The organism is Acidovorax sp. HDW3, assembly GCF_011303755.1.
In the GTDB taxonomy this organism is placed as follows: Bacteria; Pseudomonadota; Gammaproteobacteria; order Burkholderiales; family Burkholderiaceae_C; genus Paenacidovorax.
In genome coordinates, this window is the sequence record NZ_CP049885.1 from 1,750,265 (window position 1) to 1,764,585 (window position 14,321).

Sequence of the window (14,321 nt, forward strand, 5' to 3'; positions counted from 1 at the left end):
GCTCAGCCTCCCCGCTTGCCATCCATGCGCTCGATCCGCACCACCTCACCCTTGTCACCGCCCAGGCGCAGCTCCGCCGCGCCAAACAGCCGGTCCACGATGTAATACGGTGCGCGAAACCGGTAGTTCACCAGTTGCCCATCCCCCTGCGCCCCGATCACGAACAGCGGGGGCAGCTCGCCCTGGGCAATGCCCTGCGGGAACTGGATATACACCTTCTCGCCGTCATCGAAAGCAAGCAGTGGCTTCCACGGAGGGTTGCTGCCGCTGACCGCGTAGCGAAATCGGATCTTCTCCAGTGTCAGCCCGGACTCCACCGGCGCGGCAGCGCTGGCCGCTTGCGCCTGGCGCTGCAGGGCCAGCATCTTGTCCTTGGGATATTCCCAGGACACCGAGGCCATCCAGGCCTTCTCGGTCGAGGTCAGTTCGACCAGGTAGGTTCGGCGGTTGGTCGTGACGACCAGGTTGGTCTTGAGCCCTGAGCGGATGGGCTTGACCATAACGTTGACGCGCAGCGCATCACCCGCGCCGCTGGAGGTATCGCCCACGATCCAGCGCACCGTGTCGCCTGCGGCGACTGTCACCAGTTCCTCGCCCATCTGCAACGAGATCACCGTCACGCGCCCCACGGCCGCGTAGACCTGGTACAGCGCGCCATCGGTGAAGGGCCAGACTTGGATGGCGTTGACATAGCCTTCGCGCGTGGGTGCGACACGCGCCTCGAAGTTGGCGCGGGAAACCCGCTGCTTTTCATCGGCGGACTCGGGCGGCACCTTGGCTTCGGCGTCCGCCAGGGACTTCATCTGCGCCGGCATCGGCAGCACCTTGGGCACCTCGACCACTTCAACCGGCTTGGGGGGCTCGGGCAATGGGGTTGCCTGCACGGCTTCATCGAGCGCGATGGTCGGCGGCGGTTTGCCTTGCGTGGCACAGCCTGAAAGGGCCACGACTACAAGCGCAACTGCACCAATGCGAGAAAGCGGATTCAGGGATTTCATCATTTGGCTCCTTCGTTTGCATCCAGTTCCCGGCTCCACGACAGGCCGTTGACATAGATGCCCAATGGGTTCTTGCGCAGCCGCTGCTCGGTGCGCGGGGTTTGCAGCACCGTGGAAACCACGGCGTTCCAGCGTTCGGTGCCGGCGGGCGCGCCGTTGACGAAGCGCTGCTCCGTCCAGCGCACGTTGAACGAGGCATCGCTCGCCCGGACCACGCTGGTGATCTGCACCGACACCGATTCCTTGCCGATGCGGGTGAACGGATCGTTCACCCGTGCGTAGTCGTTGAGCACGACCGCACCCTTGTCGGTGGCGTAGTCGTAGGCGTCGAGCCAGTTCTGCCGCACCACGATGGGATCGATGGACAGCGAGCGCACCAGGCCGATGAAGCGCCCCAGGTGGTAGGCCACCTGGGCGTCGCTCGGCCGGTAGGGCGTGGCCGCTTCGCCCACCGCGCGCACTTGCCCTGCCTCGTCCACCTCGATGACATAGGGGGTGACGATGGACTGCGCCGAGCGCCAAACCAGGCCACCGGCCATCAGCAATGCCAGCGACAGGCAGCCAAAGGCCATCAGCCGCCAGTTCCTGGCCTGCACGCGGGCCGAGCCGATGCGCTCATCCCAGACCTGGGCGGCCGATTGGTAAGGGGTCGCAGGCTGCGGCGTATCGCCATAGCGCACCTGCGGTCGTTTGAATCGCATGAGGGTTCTCCTTGAGGGTCAAGAATCGGAATCGCGCAGGCTGGGCCCACTGCTTGAGCCGCCACCGTCCCCACCACGCAGCGAGTGGGCGGCGGTCGTGGCGGCGTGGGTGAGCTGCTGCCGGCGATGAAGGCGTTTGGCCCATGCCGGTTGCTCGGTGGCTGCGGCTGGGGCATTGCTTTCGGCGGCGGCAGCGCTGCTGGATGCCGAGGCAGCGTCCTCAGGCCGGAACGCTGCAGCCGCGCGCTCCTTGAGCGAACGCGCCCCATCCGCCACCTTCTGCCCGGCAGCTTGCGCGCCGGCCTTGGCGACGTTGCCCACGCCGGCCGCAGCACCCCGGACGCCACCGCCCGCAGCCGCGGAGCCTTCGTCGAAGGCCGCCTTGGCGCCGCGCGCGCCGCTGCCAGCGAGCTTGGCGGCACCCGGCGCCATGCGCGCCCCGGCAGCCACCGCACCGCCAACACCGGCTGCGGCAGCGCCCACGGCAACGGCAGCGCCAGCAGCGCCCACCGCCGTGCCGGCCATGGCTCCCGCACCCAGCTGCGGGCCGCCAGAGACCAGCCCCGTCGCGATCCCTGGCCCGAAGATCCCAAGTGCCAGCAAGCTCAATGACGCCAGCATGATGACCAACGCATGGTCGAGGGACGGCTCGCTGGGATGCACCCGGAACTCGGCGAACAGCCCCGAGCCGATGCCCACAATCACCGCCAGCACCAGCACCTTGATGCCCGACGACACTACATTGCCCAGCACCTTCTCCGCAAGGAACGCCGTCTTGTTCCACAGCGCGAACGGCACCAGCACGAAGCCCGCGAGTGTCGTCAGCTTGAACTCAATCAGCGTCACAAAAAGCTGCACCGCCAGCACGAAGAAGCTCAGGACGACGATGAACCACGCGATGAACAGCACCACGATGGGCGCGAGGTTGACGAAAACCTCGGGGAAGCCGGCCAGGTCGTTGATCTGCTTGAGGATGGGTGTCCCTGCATCGATGCCCTCTTTCGCGAGCCGCCCCGGCTGCAGGAAGTTGCCCATGCTCAAGGACGAGCCGCTTGCCGTGAGCCCAAGCCCCGCGAAGGATCTAAAAACGATCCCCGCGAGCATGTTGAAGTTGCCGATGATGTAGGCGAATGCGCCCACGTACAGCACCTTGCGCAGAAGCTTGGCGAACACGTCCTCACCCTGGCCGCTGGCATGGCCCATCGCCCAGAACAGCCCCGCCAGCGTAAGGTCAATGACGATCAGCGTGGCCGTAAGGAAGGCCACTTCCCCCTGCAGCAGCCCGAACCCGGAGTCGATGTAGCGCGAGAAAGTATTGAGAAAGCGGTCGATGACCGTCACGTCGTTCATGGCCTGGTCCGGTCAGTTGCCGTAGAAGCTGGTGGCCTGCGGCGAGTACGGAGTCCCCGCGCCCATGAACCTGCGCGTCACCTCCCGCCCTCGCTCGGCTGCCGCCGTCTGGCGGGCCAGCTCCAGCGACGCCGCCCGATCCTGCGTGATCTGCAGCCGCTGCACCTGGATGGACTGCTTAGCTGTCAAGTCCCGCTTGTTTATAAACACGCTTCTTGAACAATTCCGGTTTTTTGGCATACCAATCCTTCAACGCCTGAACGGGTGAAACGTGCTGGAGTGCACGCTGTGGAATCTGGTGGTTGTAGGTTTTGACGTAGTTCATCAATGTGGCCTCCAGTTGCGCTGCGGATGCAAAGCGCGTTTGCCGGATGACTTCGCTGATACGCCCGTTGAAGCGCTCCACCATGCCGTTGGTCTGCGGGTGACGCGGCGGACACAGCCGGTGCTCAATGCCCAACGCCTTGCAGCGCATATCGAACTTGTGCCGCCCGCTGGGTTCGCGTTTTTTGTTCGTGAACCGATCCGTGAACTGACTGCCGTTGTCGGTGAGTAGTTTGACGATCTTCATGGGTGCTGCACGCTCTAGACGCTCCAGGAAGTCCACGCTGGAGTCCTCGCTCTGGTCGGCATAGATGTGCATGAACACCCAGCGCGTTGCCCGGTCTATGGCCACGAACAGATAGCGCCGCTGGCGCTCGTCGGGCATCTGCGGCAGGTATTTGATGTCCACATGCACAAAGCCTGGTTCATAGTCCTTGAAGGTCTTGACGGGCTTGTCAGCAGTGCCTGCGTCGGCCTGGGCCTGGGCCTGAAGTTCACGCAAACTGGAGACACCGTGGCGGCGCAAGCAACGATCCAGACCTGCACGGGAGACCTGCGGGTTCACAAACTCTCGCACCACCGCCAGCAGGTCATCCAGGGGCAAAAACAGCAGGCGGCGCAGCTCCACAGCGATGGCCTCTTGCACGGGCGAGAGCGTTGTATGCAGCGTGTGCGGACGGTGCGAGAGATCATCCGGGCTGTCTCGGTGCTTCCATTTGCGTGCCGTCGCACGGGTGATGTTGTAGAGCTCGGCCAGTTGTGCAATGGATGCTGGAGAATCTTTGATCTCGGCTCTCGTACGCGGTGTGGTTCGTGCTTGCGCGTGCACTTGGCTCATGTCGATTGCTCCTGTTTGAAGGATTCCACCACGTTGCGCATTACCTCTCTTGCTTGGAAGAATGCCCAACTCCTGTGGGGTATATGATCACACGAGATGGGACAGATAACCTCCTGCGGATCGCGTCCGGGCGTGGCTCGGCCCCGTTCGATCGCCAAGTGGTGATCGGTGCGGTACAAACCACCGCTCGCCAGCGAGGCGATGTTCTCGTCGGCTGCGCGCACGTCGGAAAAACCCTTCACTTCAACCACCGCACCCGTTGGGTAGTTGGCCAGTTCGTCGCGGGCGTTGAGCGCGACATAGTGAGCTTTGCCGTCGATTCCGTCGATGACGAGATAGGCCCGGTCGCGCAGCTCGTCGGCCAGACCCTTGGCGGCCACGCGGCCGATGACCGTGCGGCCACCTCCTTCATCTTGACCAGGCTCGAAGACCGTCAGTTCACGCGGCTGGCCGCTCATGGCGCGCTGCATGGTGCGGATGATGTCGCCACGCTCGCCCAGAGCGCGCAAGGTCTTCTCGGCATCAGCATGGATGGCCCAGGTACCGGGCTGCACCTCATCGACCAGGCCCAGTCGCTGCAAGCGTTGCAGCCGACCGATCAGCAGCGAGCGCTGGCGTTGCAGCCGCGGTTCATTGAAACGTTCTACCTGCGCCCGGCCGTTTTCGCCAAATTCGCTCATCAGTGTGCGATCCAGGCTCGTCCACCGCTCCTGTCCCACCTCACGCTGCAAGGTCTGCTGGATCTCCAGCTCGGTGCGCTGCCCCAGCCATTCGGTCGCCAGCTCGGCGGCGCGATGCCTGAAGCCATCGGCGATGTAGTCGCCTGCGATGATGAGGTCTTTGCCCGTGTCGTCGCGCCCGCGCACGACGATGTGCGTGTGCGGGTTGTCGGTGTTCCAGTGATCGACCGCCACCCATTCCAGGCGCGTGCCCAGGTCGGCCTCCATGCGGCCCATCAGGTGCCGGGTGTAGGTGCGCAGGTCTTCCAGCTCAACCCCATCCTCGGGCGAGAGGATGAAGCGGAAATGGTGCCGGTCGTCGGCGCAGCGTTCCTTGAACGCATCGAGGTCGGCTTCTTCCGTCTGCGGCCCATAGGCTTGGCCCGGCTCACCATCGCGACCCACGCCGTCGCGCTCGATGTAGCGCAGGTGCTTGGCAAGCGACTGCGGACTGGCCTGACGCTGATTGACCAGCAGCGTCTTGATGGTCACGCGCCGCGACATAGGCGTCAGCTTTGCGCCCGCGAAGCGCGCCGCCGTGTGGCCGCGTCCCAGGCGCGAACCGGGACGCTGGCCGGCGCCCGCCCCCTTGCCAGTTCCCCGGGGAGAACGCACCGAGGACTTGCCGCTGCTGGCCTTACCGGCCTGCTTGAGCACCTTGGAAACGAAGCCCTGGCCTCGGTTCTTCGGGGCGCTGGGGCGAATGCGGAGATCGTCATCAAGGCGGTCGCTCATGACAGTCTCCTCGTGAAGCTACAGCGTGTCCCGTCGTGAGAAGCATGCGGACACACCAGCATCGGCGCGGGCCTCGCACCCCACGCGGCACGGCGGCGAAGCCGCGTCGTGTCGCGCCACCCCCACGTGCAGACTGGCTTTGCGGGCGGCTCCGTGCCGCCCCCTTTTGTCTTGCCTTCCGCATTGGCCTCTCGCATTCGCTCCCGGCCATTGCGGCCCGGTGGCGCTGCTGCGTGAGTAGCCAGCGCCCCCGCGAACACGGTCAGGGCCACAGGCCCTGCGCGTTCGAGGCAAGACACCTGCACGTTGGACGGCTGTGCCGGAGGCAGCGCAAAACGCGGTGCAGATGCGCACGCATTGCATGCACGACGGCACGCCGACGGCCACCAGCACGACACGCCTGATAGCACGACAAATTGCACGGCAACGTGCAACGAGTCGGCGGCCATCATGGGCGCGACTCCAGCCAGACCGGGCGCGCGATGCCGATCACGGCGGATGCGCTGACCGGCCCGAAATACCGGCTGTCGAACGACGCCGGATTGGTCGCGCTGAGCAGGAACAGTTCACCGGGCCGGAGCTGGCGGCAATGCGGCCAGGATGGCAGCGTACGGCCGAATCGGTCGGCTGGCAGCAAGGCGACCGAAGCCACGCCGTCGATGCGAACGCTGCCACCGACGATGCACACCTTCTGCGGCGCCACTGCGCCCACGCGTTTGAGCAGCGGTACGCGCGTTGGCAGGTAGCCGCGCTGCGAGGCCAGCGTGGCAGCGTCCGGCGGCAACGTGGTCAAAACGATGCTGCCCACGGACAACTGAGCGGACGGCGAACCTGCAGTGCGACCCAGCGGATCGATTCGATACCAGCCGACTGCCACGCTGTCGGACGGGTTGTAGGTCAGGCGTGGCAGCGGATGCACGAAGGACGCCCAGGCCAGCGCTGCGAGGCCGCAGGCGGACAAGCTTGCCAGCACGAGGCGAGCGCGCAGACGCGAGCGAGGAAGTTTCGCCGTCATCATGGTCATGGCAACGCCCTCCCGGCCAGCCATGCAGCGTGCCGTTCGGCGGTGTACTCGGGCAGCGGCAAGCGCGCCGCGAGCCGGTTGGCGAGCGTGCGCCAGTACGCGGGCGAGGCGCCGACTGGCGCGATGCCCAGCGCCTCGATCGCGTCGATACGCTCCAGCACGGCGCGCACCGATGGCTCGCCTTCGGCGTGCAATAGCAGGCGCGCGCCCGGCTGCACACCGGGGATGCGCTGCGCCGCATCGAGCGACGTGCAAGCCTGCATCACCATGAGCTGCCAGCGGATCGTTCCGTAGTCGTTGGACTGCCAGCGAATGCTGCAGAACACGGCGTTCGGCAGGAACGTGGCTACGCTGCGCCAGCGATCCATCCGCAGCGTGCGTACTGGCTCGCCGAAGCGCAGGTAGAGCTTGAATCGATGCTCAAGGAAGGCCAGCGAAACGCGCGTCAGCGGCGTTGCACCAGAGCGGCGGGAGAGCGTAGCGAGTGACGGCGACGCGGCAGTCACAGCCGCGTCAGTCTCGCCGGAATTGGTAGGCAAAGCGGATGCCCTCATGTTTGCTTCTCCGGAAACTCCCGCTCTAGCAACGCGCGCAGCAGGTCGGCCACCGTCACGCCCTGCGTGAAGGCCGATACCTTGATGCGCGAGCGCATGGCGGGCGTAATGTCGAGGGTCAGGCGGGCTGAGTAGACGTCGCCTTTCTGGAGGTCGTCGGCGCTCCCTTGGCGAATCCACGCCTCGGCGTGCGGATTCGCGGGCGGGCGTGCGCCGATGCCGATGCGCTTTGCGCGTGCGGGTGGCTTCGCTGTCATGTCGGCCACCGCAGCAGTTCGTCCACCAGCGCGGTGATCTCGCGAGCGGCGGTGCTGTCCGGCGCCGTCTCTCGGGCGAGCCGACCAGCCGCCACGCTGTCGGCGAATACGATGCGTTGGCACACCTCCGAGCGCAGCGCCGGGAGTGGCTGGTCGGCCAGCGCACCGCGCGCTTCGCGTCCGATCACCGTGGTGCTGACGCGCCGGTTGATGACAAAGGCCGCGCGCAGCGCAGGCCGGAAGACTTGCGCCTCACGGATCAACGCCACCATCTCGGCACTAGCCCACAGGTCGTAGGGACTGGGCTGCACCGGGATCAGCACGCGCTCGGCCGCCAGCAGCGCGGAGCGCGCCAGCGCAGCGATACGGGGCGGCCCGTCGATGACAACATGATCGGCCCGCCTGGCGAGTTCTGGCGCCTCTTGGTGCAGGGTTTCGCGTGCGAGGCCCACGGCGCTGAACAGCCGTGGCATGCCTTGCTGGCTTCTGCGCTGTGTCCAGTCCAGTGAAGAACCTTGCGGGTCGGCATCCAGCAGTACGACGTGCTGGCCGCGCATCGCCAGCTCGCCGGCGATGTGGGTGGCGAGCGTGGTCTTACCCACGCCGCCTTTCTGGTTGAGCAGCGCGACGATCATGGCCAAGCCCTCCTTGCTGGAAAGCCCGGCTGTTGCTGCTGCTCTTGTGGCCGCGTGATGGTTGTCCACCGTGGCGCAGTGCTTCTACTAAAAGTTAGAGAATTTAAGTTAGGGAAGTTAAGAGAGGCCCAAACCCGCGCCGTTATTGGCTTAGCGGCCGATCCGTACTCCTGATAGCACGATAGCCGTACTCCCGATAGCACGAGGCTCCGTACTCCTGATAGCACGAGGCCATCCACAGGCCACGCACCTGTTATCCCCGTGCCGTGGGCGGCACGGGCCGGAAGGCCAGCAGCTCGGCTCCATCGTCTGGCATGCGTTCGATGCCCAGGACATAGCCGGGCAGCGACTGCCGTGCCACCAGCGCACGCAGGTCGTAGGCGAAGTCCGAGAAGCGCGTGGTGCTGCCCGACTTGCGGTGCAGGTGCCGAAAGTCGAACTGCCAGCCGTGTTCCTGCCGCCCGCCGTGCTTGCGCACCAGGCGGTACAGCCACCGCTCGATGCCACCGGTGAGCCGGAAGTAGGCCGAATCGATGGTCAGCACCAGGGCCGAGTCGACCACGCCGGCATAGAACCAGTCCGGCAGGATCAGCTCGATGCCCTGCGGCGCGCCGCGGGCGTCGGCCAGCTCCTTCCACTCGTTGATCCACGAGAAGCGGTGCAGACGCCTTCCCGTGGTCTCGCGAATCGATGTGGCCACCGTGGTGGACTGCAAGCGATCCAAGGCCGCCTTGAGGCGCTGGTAGTCGCGCAGCGATGTGCCGCGCCCGATGAAGCGCAGGATCTCGTAGGGCGTGGCTTGCATCAGCCGCGACGGGCGCAAGCCCGTGTCGCGCGCTTCCACAATCTGGCTGGCCGCCCAGATCAGCACGTCCGCATCCCAGATCGTGGCGATGCCATGTTCCTGCGTGCCCTCCACACGGATCGTCACACCGCTGGCCTGGAAGTCGATCGGCGCCGTGCGCCGCGACTTCGCCAGCGAGAAGAACGGAAAGGCCATTAAGTCCTGGCTGTCGCGCGGCGCCATGTCGCCCGGCAAGGCGCGGAACAGGTCGAGCTGCTCGCGATCTTGCGACGGCCGCTGCTGGGACGGCAGCGCAGGGCTGGACACGGCGAAGGCCACCCGCGCGCCAGAGATCAGCGCGCACGGCTGTCCGCCGCATGGTGTTCGGCGTACTCAGGATCGGACGTGCTCTCGAAGCTGCGATCCGCGGCCCAGGCATCGAGGTCGGCCACGGCGTACATGACGCGACGGCCGAACTTGCGGAACTTCGGCCCACCGCCGAGCACGCGCTGCTTTTCCAGCGTGCGCGGCGACAGGCGCAAATAGTCAGCGGCTTCGTCGTTGGTCAGATAACGCTGCGGCTGTGCGGCAACGGGCGCGGGAGCAGCGGCAGGCCGCAAGGGAGCAGGACGCATGGTGTGAACCTCCATCGGTTGGTAACCCCCGACCACACAGCGCGGCCGGATGGAGGCAGTCTCAGAAAACGCGGCCTTCCTGCTCAGGGACGTTTTGCGTCCCCTTCGAAACGTCCCTTCTCAAGCGGCGCAAGCTGTGCTAAGCGGCGATAGCCGCCGCGCATCAACGCATCTCCGCGCCGTACCAGACGGCGCACGCGAGCGCGCAGGTCGCCATCGGCGTGCCAGTCGGCGGCCACAGCGTCGGCGCCGAACAAGCCCTCGGCCACCTCGCGCAAGGACGCGCCCGCCAGGGTCGCGTCGAGCGCCTGCAAGGTGTGCAGATCCAACAGCGCGGCCGGTTTCGGCCTGGGCTTGGCGTCGGCCAAGGCCGCGCCGGGCGCACGCTCGCACGCAGGCGCGGCAGCGCCGCTGCGACAGGCATAAGAGACAGCCATGCCGTCCTCTAGGCCGGGCGCCAGCGCAAAGCGCGCGCAATGGCCGGGGCTGCGCGCGATCAGCGCCAGCCCTTTGCCGTCATGCAGGAGCTGCTTATGACCCGGAATGCGCCAGAACGCGAAGGCCGCAGCATCGGGCGGCGGATCGGCATCGGGATAGAGCTGCAGCACGGTATCGTGGCCGGGCAGCCAGGCCGGATGCGCGTCGCGCGCATCCAGTGCCGGGTCTTCCAACAGGCGCAGGCCCCAGCGAAGCGCCGCGTGTTGCGCCGCCTGATGTATTGGTCGCCGGCGATGGTGGTGCAGCCAGTCGAGCCGGTAGTCGGGATGGCGGCGCACGTACTCCCAGGCCAGCGCGAGCGCATCCAGGCACAGGACGTAGAGATACGCGGCCGTCGGATACCAATGCGCAAATCGGTGCGGCTCGGCCATGACGCAAGCTCCCGTGAAACCGCAGGACTGCCGTCACAGACTTCACGCGCAAACCTCACCACATCGAATCAGCATCCAATCGTGAATAAGCTGGTAGATTAGTAACTTGCGTGTCAAGACGAAAAGCAATACTGTCCGTTGTGCGAATCGTCTGAATGCGACGGTGGCGCGCGAGGAAATGCCGCCTCCTGCGGTATCCACCGTGCCCCATGACGCCCGTTGCGTCATGGCCGGTTTCGCCAGAGTCGCACCGGTTTAGTGCAACAGTGCAGACTGAGACTTGGCAGGCCTGGAGCAAGACCGAAATAGCCTCAATTCGCCCGGCTCGGCCGTGGCGCGAACGGCTCAATCGACGATGGAACCGTTCTCCTGGGCAAGTCTGGTGTACTCCGACAGCGTACGCGCCGCCCGGAAATACCGATCCCGCATCACGGGCTGCCGACGCGGGCCGACGATGGACGCGAGGTCGGACAGCTTGATCTCGCCCAGCTCGGGCATCCCCAAGCCCAGGTCGATCAGGCAATAGGCCGTGTCGCCATCGGCGGGGTCGAGCGAGGCCAGCAGCCAGGTGGCGTGCGCGTCCGGGGTGAACAGCCGCACCGCGGGCAGCGGGTCGATGGCACGGCCGGCGGCTCGGGCCTGGCCGTGTTCCAGCAGCAGCCTGCGCTCGTCCTCGGTGATGAGTCGGTCCATGGCTACCCCCCTCATTCGCACAAATCCGCCGAAGCGTGAATGCACAGAACCGTCTCGGCTGGTTTGAGGAAAAGCACGAACGTGGCTTTGCGCCTCTGCCCAAAGCCGCAGATACGGTTTTCCGCAAAGGCACAAAAGCGGCAAGCCGGCATGAATGAACACTATAGATTGTAGCCCTATAGGGCGCAATCGACTGTCATCTTGGATTTTGGGGAGATCCAGGGTTGGCAGCGAAACATACATTGTCGGAGGCACTAAAGACCATCAGGAAAGCGCGTGGATTGAGCCAGGAGGCGTTCTCCGACGTGTCCAGCCGCACCTACATGAGCACGCTGGAGCGGGACATGAAAAGCCCGACGCTGAACAAGCTGGCCGAACTGTGCGAGGTCATGGAGGTCCACCCGCTCACGCTGCTGACGCTGGCCTATGCCGGTGACGACCTGCGGCAGGCCGACCAGCTGCTGGCGCAGGTGCGGCAGGAGCTGGAGACGGTGACGAAGAAGGGTGGCACGCCATAGCGTGTGCGCATGCGCTGGCAAGGCCGATCCGGCTCAGCCGGTTCGGCGGTATTCCAGGGGCGCCAAGCCTGCGCGGCGGGGATAGCCCGCAGGGCTTTCCCCCGGAGGCAAGCGAAGCGCGCAGCGCCGCAGGCGCGAAGGCGTGAGGGATTGGAGCCGAATGGCCGTGACGGCAAAGACGGCACGGGGCGCAGCCCGCAAAGCCCGGCGGCGCACCGCACCGACACGCCAGGCCCAGACAACCACTGCAGACGCTGCCTCTAGACAGGAAGACCAGGAAGACACGGCCCGCCATGGGCCACGACCTGCTGCCGCCGCGTTGGGGGCGAACCCACAGCGCAGCGCCCCGCCGTGTGGCGGGGCGCTGCGGGCGGCGGTCACGCCGCCTGGGGCTTGCTGCGCGACCAGATCAGGTCGTGCGTGCCGTTCTCGCCCTCGATCAGGCGGGCGTAGACCGTGGCCGGGAACGAAGGATCGTCGATGGTCACGGACACATAGTCCCGCCCGGCCTCGCTGGTCTTCTTCCACGCCGCGCCGATGTCGTGACCGGCGGCCTGCAGGCGGAAGTCGGGGGCCTTCTCGTTGTCGCCCTTGTCGTTGGGAGCCAGCTTGACCTTGACGTTGAGCGTCAGGGTGCGAAGCGTGCCGGTGAAGCCGTCTTTGTCTACGTTGAAGCTGCCGATGTTGGCCATGATGAAACTCCTTTTGGTGGAACAAGGTTCGCGCCCATCGCGTCCTTGTTGTGATCCGGCCGGCGGGGGACGGGCGGGCTGCATCGCTTGCGGTCGCAACGCAGTGGAGAGCCAGGAGGCGAAAAGAATTTGTCGCGCGAGGAATCTGCGCAGCAGAGGGGAAATTATTTTCGCCCGACGGTTGCAGCCATGAAGCCCGAGGCGCAGCTGCGCCACCGCCAGGATTCACAACAACACAAGGACGCCTTGGGCCGAACCGCACCGCAAGGAGACGGGGCCGGCTCGGCATCCCCGCAAGAAGGCTGCGCCGGCTCGCTCACTAACGCGGGCCAGGCCCCCCCCCCCCCGACGACAGGCGAGAACGCCCCCGCCGCACCTTGCGGCGCCGGTCTTGAGGCGTGGCGTGGAAACTCCATGGCGATGCCGGGCGGGGATGACGTGAACTGGCGTCAATCGTCCTTCGCGACGTGATGGGCAGGATTCGCCAGCGTTGAGGACAGCACGCATTTGCACAACCTGCAGCAGCAAGCGCCGGCGTGTTCGCCAGCGCCCCTTCCATCGCAGCGGGGCGCTGGCCCGGCCGATCCGGCGCATGCCGGTTCGGCGGTATCGAGGGGCGCCAAGCCATGCGCAGCGGGGAGAGTCCGTGGGACTGCCCCCCGGAGGCCAGCACAGCGCGCAGTGCCGCAGCCGCGAAGGCGTGAGGGATGGAAGCCGAATGGCCGTGGTAGCGAAGTCGGCACGGGGCGCAGCCCGAGAGCCCGACGGCGCGTTGCGCCGGCACGCTCATGGTTGTCGAACTGCGAACCACCAACCTTCATGAATTAATCAATTTACGCACAATATTGACATTTCATGCGTGAAAAAATAAACTCACGCACAATATAGGCAACCGAGGTCAATCATGGCATTCAGAGCGGACGAAGCGGCACAAGCTGGTTACGACGAAGTGGAGAAATACCTTGTCCCTCGCCCCCGAGATGCGGAAGAGTCGGAAAGAGCGCGAAGCAAGCAAGCACTGAGGGACATCGTGGATGAGCTCGGACCTGTGGTTGACAGATACCCCACATGGCACCCGCTGGTGCGCAATCACCATGGACGTCACCCTACGACCAGACCTAGTGATCGCTGCGGGTACAAGGGCCTCGATCACACGCGGCACTTCGTCAACGGATTCATCACCTGCCCCTATGGCGATGGCCAAGATGTACTGGACTCCGTGGTCGCCCTTCCCCGCCACCACGCTGCTCACATCACAGCGGAAAGGCTGGATGTGCAGTTCTACGCCGCAGAGACCACCCCGATTTTGGTCAAGTGCAACTGGGAAGAGCCGTTGCCGATGGACAAGATGATCCCCCTGGCTATCGCTGTGCCCCTGATCTTGGAGAAAGAAGTTCCGTGCTGGACCTGGTCACAGGTCGCGGAGACCTGGGAGTCGATGCGTTCGTATTTCCTGGGCGCCCCTCACGGCGCCAGGTCGTCGCTGTTTGTGAGCCAGGAGACCGGACAGGGGATCAAGAAGGTTTGGGAAACGCTGATCTACACGGGAATGTTCGGCCCGATCAAGGTGTGATCGTGCTCTCGCCATCGACCGACGCGCCAACGCCGCAACCGAGGCGGTAGCGAAGGCTGCGGCGTTCTGGCTGGTCTTCGGGGTTCAACACCGGGCGCGGCCACCGCCGCGCCCGGATTTTTGAATCCACCCGGCCCAGGTCGGAACGGCCTGGGCCGGGTGCTGGCGTCATTCCTTCGTCTCGATGATCCACCACACGGCCCGCGCCAGGGCGCGGCCCGTGATGGGGTGAACGTCCGTGAGGTCGGCGTGGGCCGTCCAGCCCGAGGGTGGACGGTAGCCGCGCACATCGCCCGCGCCGTGCCAGCGGCGGGCGCGCACCGTGCCCGGTGCATAGATCGCCGCCATCCGCGGGCGGCTCGTAGTGTCGGTGGTAGGCATGGGTCTGGCTCCTGCAAGCTAACACCCCGGCCGGGGCCGGG

At 65.8% G+C, this 14,321-nt stretch carries 17 protein-coding genes and 2 pseudogenes; 2 read left to right on the plus strand and 17 right to left on the minus strand.

The features are described from left to right. Positions 1-2: 2 nt before the first annotated feature. From trbG to G7045_RS07995, 14 genes and pseudogenes are all read right to left on the minus strand, one after another. Complete coding sequence (gene trbG, locus G7045_RS07925; protein ID WP_166160395.1) at positions 3-989, minus strand: P-type conjugative transfer protein TrbG; 987 nt, start codon at positions 987-989, stop codon at positions 3-5. A gap of 8 nt (positions 990-997) precedes the next feature. Beyond that, positions 998-1,699, minus strand: a complete 702-nt coding sequence (gene trbF / locus G7045_RS07930) for a conjugal transfer protein TrbF (protein ID WP_166159136.1) — start codon at positions 1,697-1,699, stop codon at positions 998-1,000. 18 nt (positions 1,700-1,717) lie between these two features. Beyond that, on the minus strand, positions 1,718-3,049 hold the full coding sequence (trbL, locus tag G7045_RS07935) for a P-type conjugative transfer protein TrbL (protein ID WP_166159137.1): 1,332 nt from the start codon (positions 3,047-3,049) through the stop codon (positions 1,718-1,720). Between the two features lie 12 nt (positions 3,050-3,061). Beyond that, positions 3,062-3,238: pseudogene (locus G7045_RS07940) on the minus strand (P-type conjugative transfer protein TrbJ); the annotation flags it as partial. After that, on the minus strand, positions 3,228-4,211 hold the full coding sequence (locus tag G7045_RS07945; RefSeq protein WP_166159138.1) for an IS481 family transposase: 984 nt from the start codon (positions 4,209-4,211) through the stop codon (positions 3,228-3,230). The gene G7045_RS07945 and the pseudogene G7045_RS07940, both read right to left, overlap by 11 nt. 104 nt (positions 4,212-4,315) lie before the next feature. Continuing rightward, a pseudogene (locus tag G7045_RS07950) lies at positions 4,316-5,665 on the minus strand (relaxase/mobilization nuclease domain-containing protein); the annotation flags it as partial. Positions 5,666-6,113: 448 nt separating this feature from the next. Next, positions 6,114-6,689: a S26 family signal peptidase gene (locus tag G7045_RS07955; protein ID WP_166159139.1), complete on the minus strand. Its 576-nt coding sequence runs from the start codon at positions 6,687-6,689 to the stop codon at positions 6,114-6,116. Then, a complete protein-coding gene (locus G7045_RS07960) occupies positions 6,686-7,243 on the minus strand; it encodes a DUF2840 domain-containing protein (RefSeq protein WP_166159140.1) in 558 nt (185 codons plus the stop codon). The genes G7045_RS07955 and G7045_RS07960 overlap by 4 nt, the downstream gene beginning before the upstream one ends. Further along, entirely contained in the window at positions 7,240-7,500 is a 261-nt protein-coding gene (locus G7045_RS07965; protein WP_166160396.1) for a chromosome partitioning protein ParB, read from the minus strand. Before G7045_RS07965 ends, G7045_RS07960 begins: the two co-directional genes overlap by 4 nt. Further along, the gene (gene parA / locus G7045_RS07970) at positions 7,497-8,135 is read right to left on the minus strand and encodes a ParA family partition ATPase (protein ID WP_166159141.1); all 639 of its coding nucleotides are present in this window, start codon (positions 8,133-8,135) and stop codon (positions 7,497-7,499) included. The genes G7045_RS07965 and parA overlap by 4 nt, the downstream gene beginning before the upstream one ends. 253 nt (positions 8,136-8,388) lie before the next feature. Then, a complete protein-coding gene (locus tag G7045_RS07980; RefSeq protein WP_166160397.1) occupies positions 8,389-9,246 on the minus strand; it encodes a replication initiator protein A in 858 nt (285 codons plus the stop codon). Positions 9,247-9,272: 26 nt separating this feature from the next. Further along, positions 9,273-9,554 (minus strand): AlpA family transcriptional regulator, encoded by a 282-nt coding sequence (locus G7045_RS07985; protein ID WP_166159142.1) that lies wholly within the window; start codon positions 9,552-9,554, stop codon positions 9,273-9,275. An 83-nt stretch (positions 9,555-9,637) separates the two neighbouring features. Continuing rightward, positions 9,638-10,423: a DUF2285 domain-containing protein gene (locus tag G7045_RS07990; RefSeq protein ID WP_166159143.1), complete on the minus strand. Its 786-nt coding sequence runs from the start codon at positions 10,421-10,423 to the stop codon at positions 9,638-9,640. Positions 10,424-10,768: 345 nt separating this feature from the next. Continuing rightward, positions 10,769-11,116, minus strand: coding sequence for a DUF2958 domain-containing protein (locus G7045_RS07995; RefSeq protein WP_166159144.1), 348 nt, complete (start codon positions 11,114-11,116; stop codon positions 10,769-10,771). Between the two features lie 224 nt (positions 11,117-11,340). Here G7045_RS07995 and G7045_RS08000 point away from each other — a divergent pair, with 224 nt between their 5' ends. Further along, a complete protein-coding gene (locus G7045_RS08000) occupies positions 11,341-11,634 on the plus strand; it encodes a helix-turn-helix domain-containing protein (protein WP_076841609.1) in 294 nt (97 codons plus the stop codon). A gap of 377 nt (positions 11,635-12,011) precedes the next feature. On the opposite strand, the gene G7045_RS08005 is transcribed toward G7045_RS08000, so the two are convergent. After that, positions 12,012-12,326, minus strand: a complete 315-nt coding sequence (locus G7045_RS08005; protein ID WP_166159145.1) for a DUF736 domain-containing protein — start codon at positions 12,324-12,326, stop codon at positions 12,012-12,014. Positions 12,327-13,230: 904 nt separating this feature from the next. On the opposite strand from G7045_RS08005, the gene G7045_RS08010 reads away from it, so the two are divergent. After that, complete coding sequence (locus G7045_RS08010; RefSeq protein WP_166159146.1) at positions 13,231-13,899, plus strand: hypothetical protein; 669 nt, start codon at positions 13,231-13,233, stop codon at positions 13,897-13,899. On the opposite strand, the gene G7045_RS08015 is transcribed toward G7045_RS08010, so the two are convergent. Then, the gene (locus tag G7045_RS08015) at positions 13,889-14,071 is read right to left on the minus strand and encodes a hypothetical protein (RefSeq protein WP_166159147.1); all 183 of its coding nucleotides are present in this window, start codon (positions 14,069-14,071) and stop codon (positions 13,889-13,891) included. The two genes, G7045_RS08010 and G7045_RS08015, sit on opposite strands and share 11 nt — an antisense overlap. Beyond that, positions 14,068-14,280 (minus strand): hypothetical protein, encoded by a 213-nt coding sequence (locus G7045_RS08020; RefSeq protein ID WP_166159148.1) that lies wholly within the window; start codon positions 14,278-14,280, stop codon positions 14,068-14,070. Before G7045_RS08020 ends, G7045_RS08015 begins: the two co-directional genes overlap by 4 nt. Between the last annotated feature and the right edge of the window lie 41 nt (positions 14,281-14,321).

What these genes read in the sequence shown, in the direction of transcription:
- trbF (WP_166159136.1), bottom strand. Translation starts at nt 1,699, where the DNA reads ATGCGATTCAAACGACCGCAGGTGCGCTATGGCGATACGCCGCAGCCT.
- trbL (WP_166159137.1), bottom strand. Translation starts at nt 3,049, where the DNA reads ATGAACGACGTGACGGTCATCGACCGCTTTCTCAATACTTTCTCGCGC.
- G7045_RS07945 (WP_166159138.1), bottom strand. Translation starts at nt 4,211, where the DNA reads ATGAGCCAAGTGCACGCGCAAGCACGAACCACACCGCGTACGAGAGCC.
- G7045_RS07955 (WP_166159139.1), bottom strand. Translation starts at nt 6,689, where the DNA reads ATGACCATGATGACGGCGAAACTTCCTCGCTCGCGTCTGCGCGCTCGC.
- G7045_RS07960 (WP_166159140.1), bottom strand. Translation starts at nt 7,243, where the DNA reads ATGAGGGCATCCGCTTTGCCTACCAATTCCGGCGAGACTGACGCGGCT.
- G7045_RS07965 (WP_166160396.1), bottom strand. Translation starts at nt 7,500, where the DNA reads ATGACAGCGAAGCCACCCGCACGCGCAAAGCGCATCGGCATCGGCGCA.
- parA (WP_166159141.1), bottom strand. Translation starts at nt 8,135, where the DNA reads ATGATCGTCGCGCTGCTCAACCAGAAAGGCGGCGTGGGTAAGACCACG.
- G7045_RS07985 (WP_166159142.1), bottom strand. Translation starts at nt 9,554, where the DNA reads ATGCGTCCTGCTCCCTTGCGGCCTGCCGCTGCTCCCGCGCCCGTTGCC.
- G7045_RS07990 (WP_166159143.1), bottom strand. Translation starts at nt 10,423, where the DNA reads ATGGCCGAGCCGCACCGATTTGCGCATTGGTATCCGACGGCCGCGTAT.
- G7045_RS07995 (WP_166159144.1), bottom strand. Translation starts at nt 11,116, where the DNA reads ATGGACCGACTCATCACCGAGGACGAGCGCAGGCTGCTGCTGGAACAC.
- G7045_RS08005 (WP_166159145.1), bottom strand. Translation starts at nt 12,326, where the DNA reads ATGGCCAACATCGGCAGCTTCAACGTAGACAAAGACGGCTTCACCGGC.
- G7045_RS08010 (WP_166159146.1), top strand. Translation starts at nt 13,231, where the DNA reads ATGGCATTCAGAGCGGACGAAGCGGCACAAGCTGGTTACGACGAAGTG.
- G7045_RS08015 (WP_166159147.1), bottom strand. Translation starts at nt 14,071, where the DNA reads ATGACGCCAGCACCCGGCCCAGGCCGTTCCGACCTGGGCCGGGTGGAT.
- G7045_RS08020 (WP_166159148.1), bottom strand. Translation starts at nt 14,280, where the DNA reads ATGCCTACCACCGACACTACGAGCCGCCCGCGGATGGCGGCGATCTAT.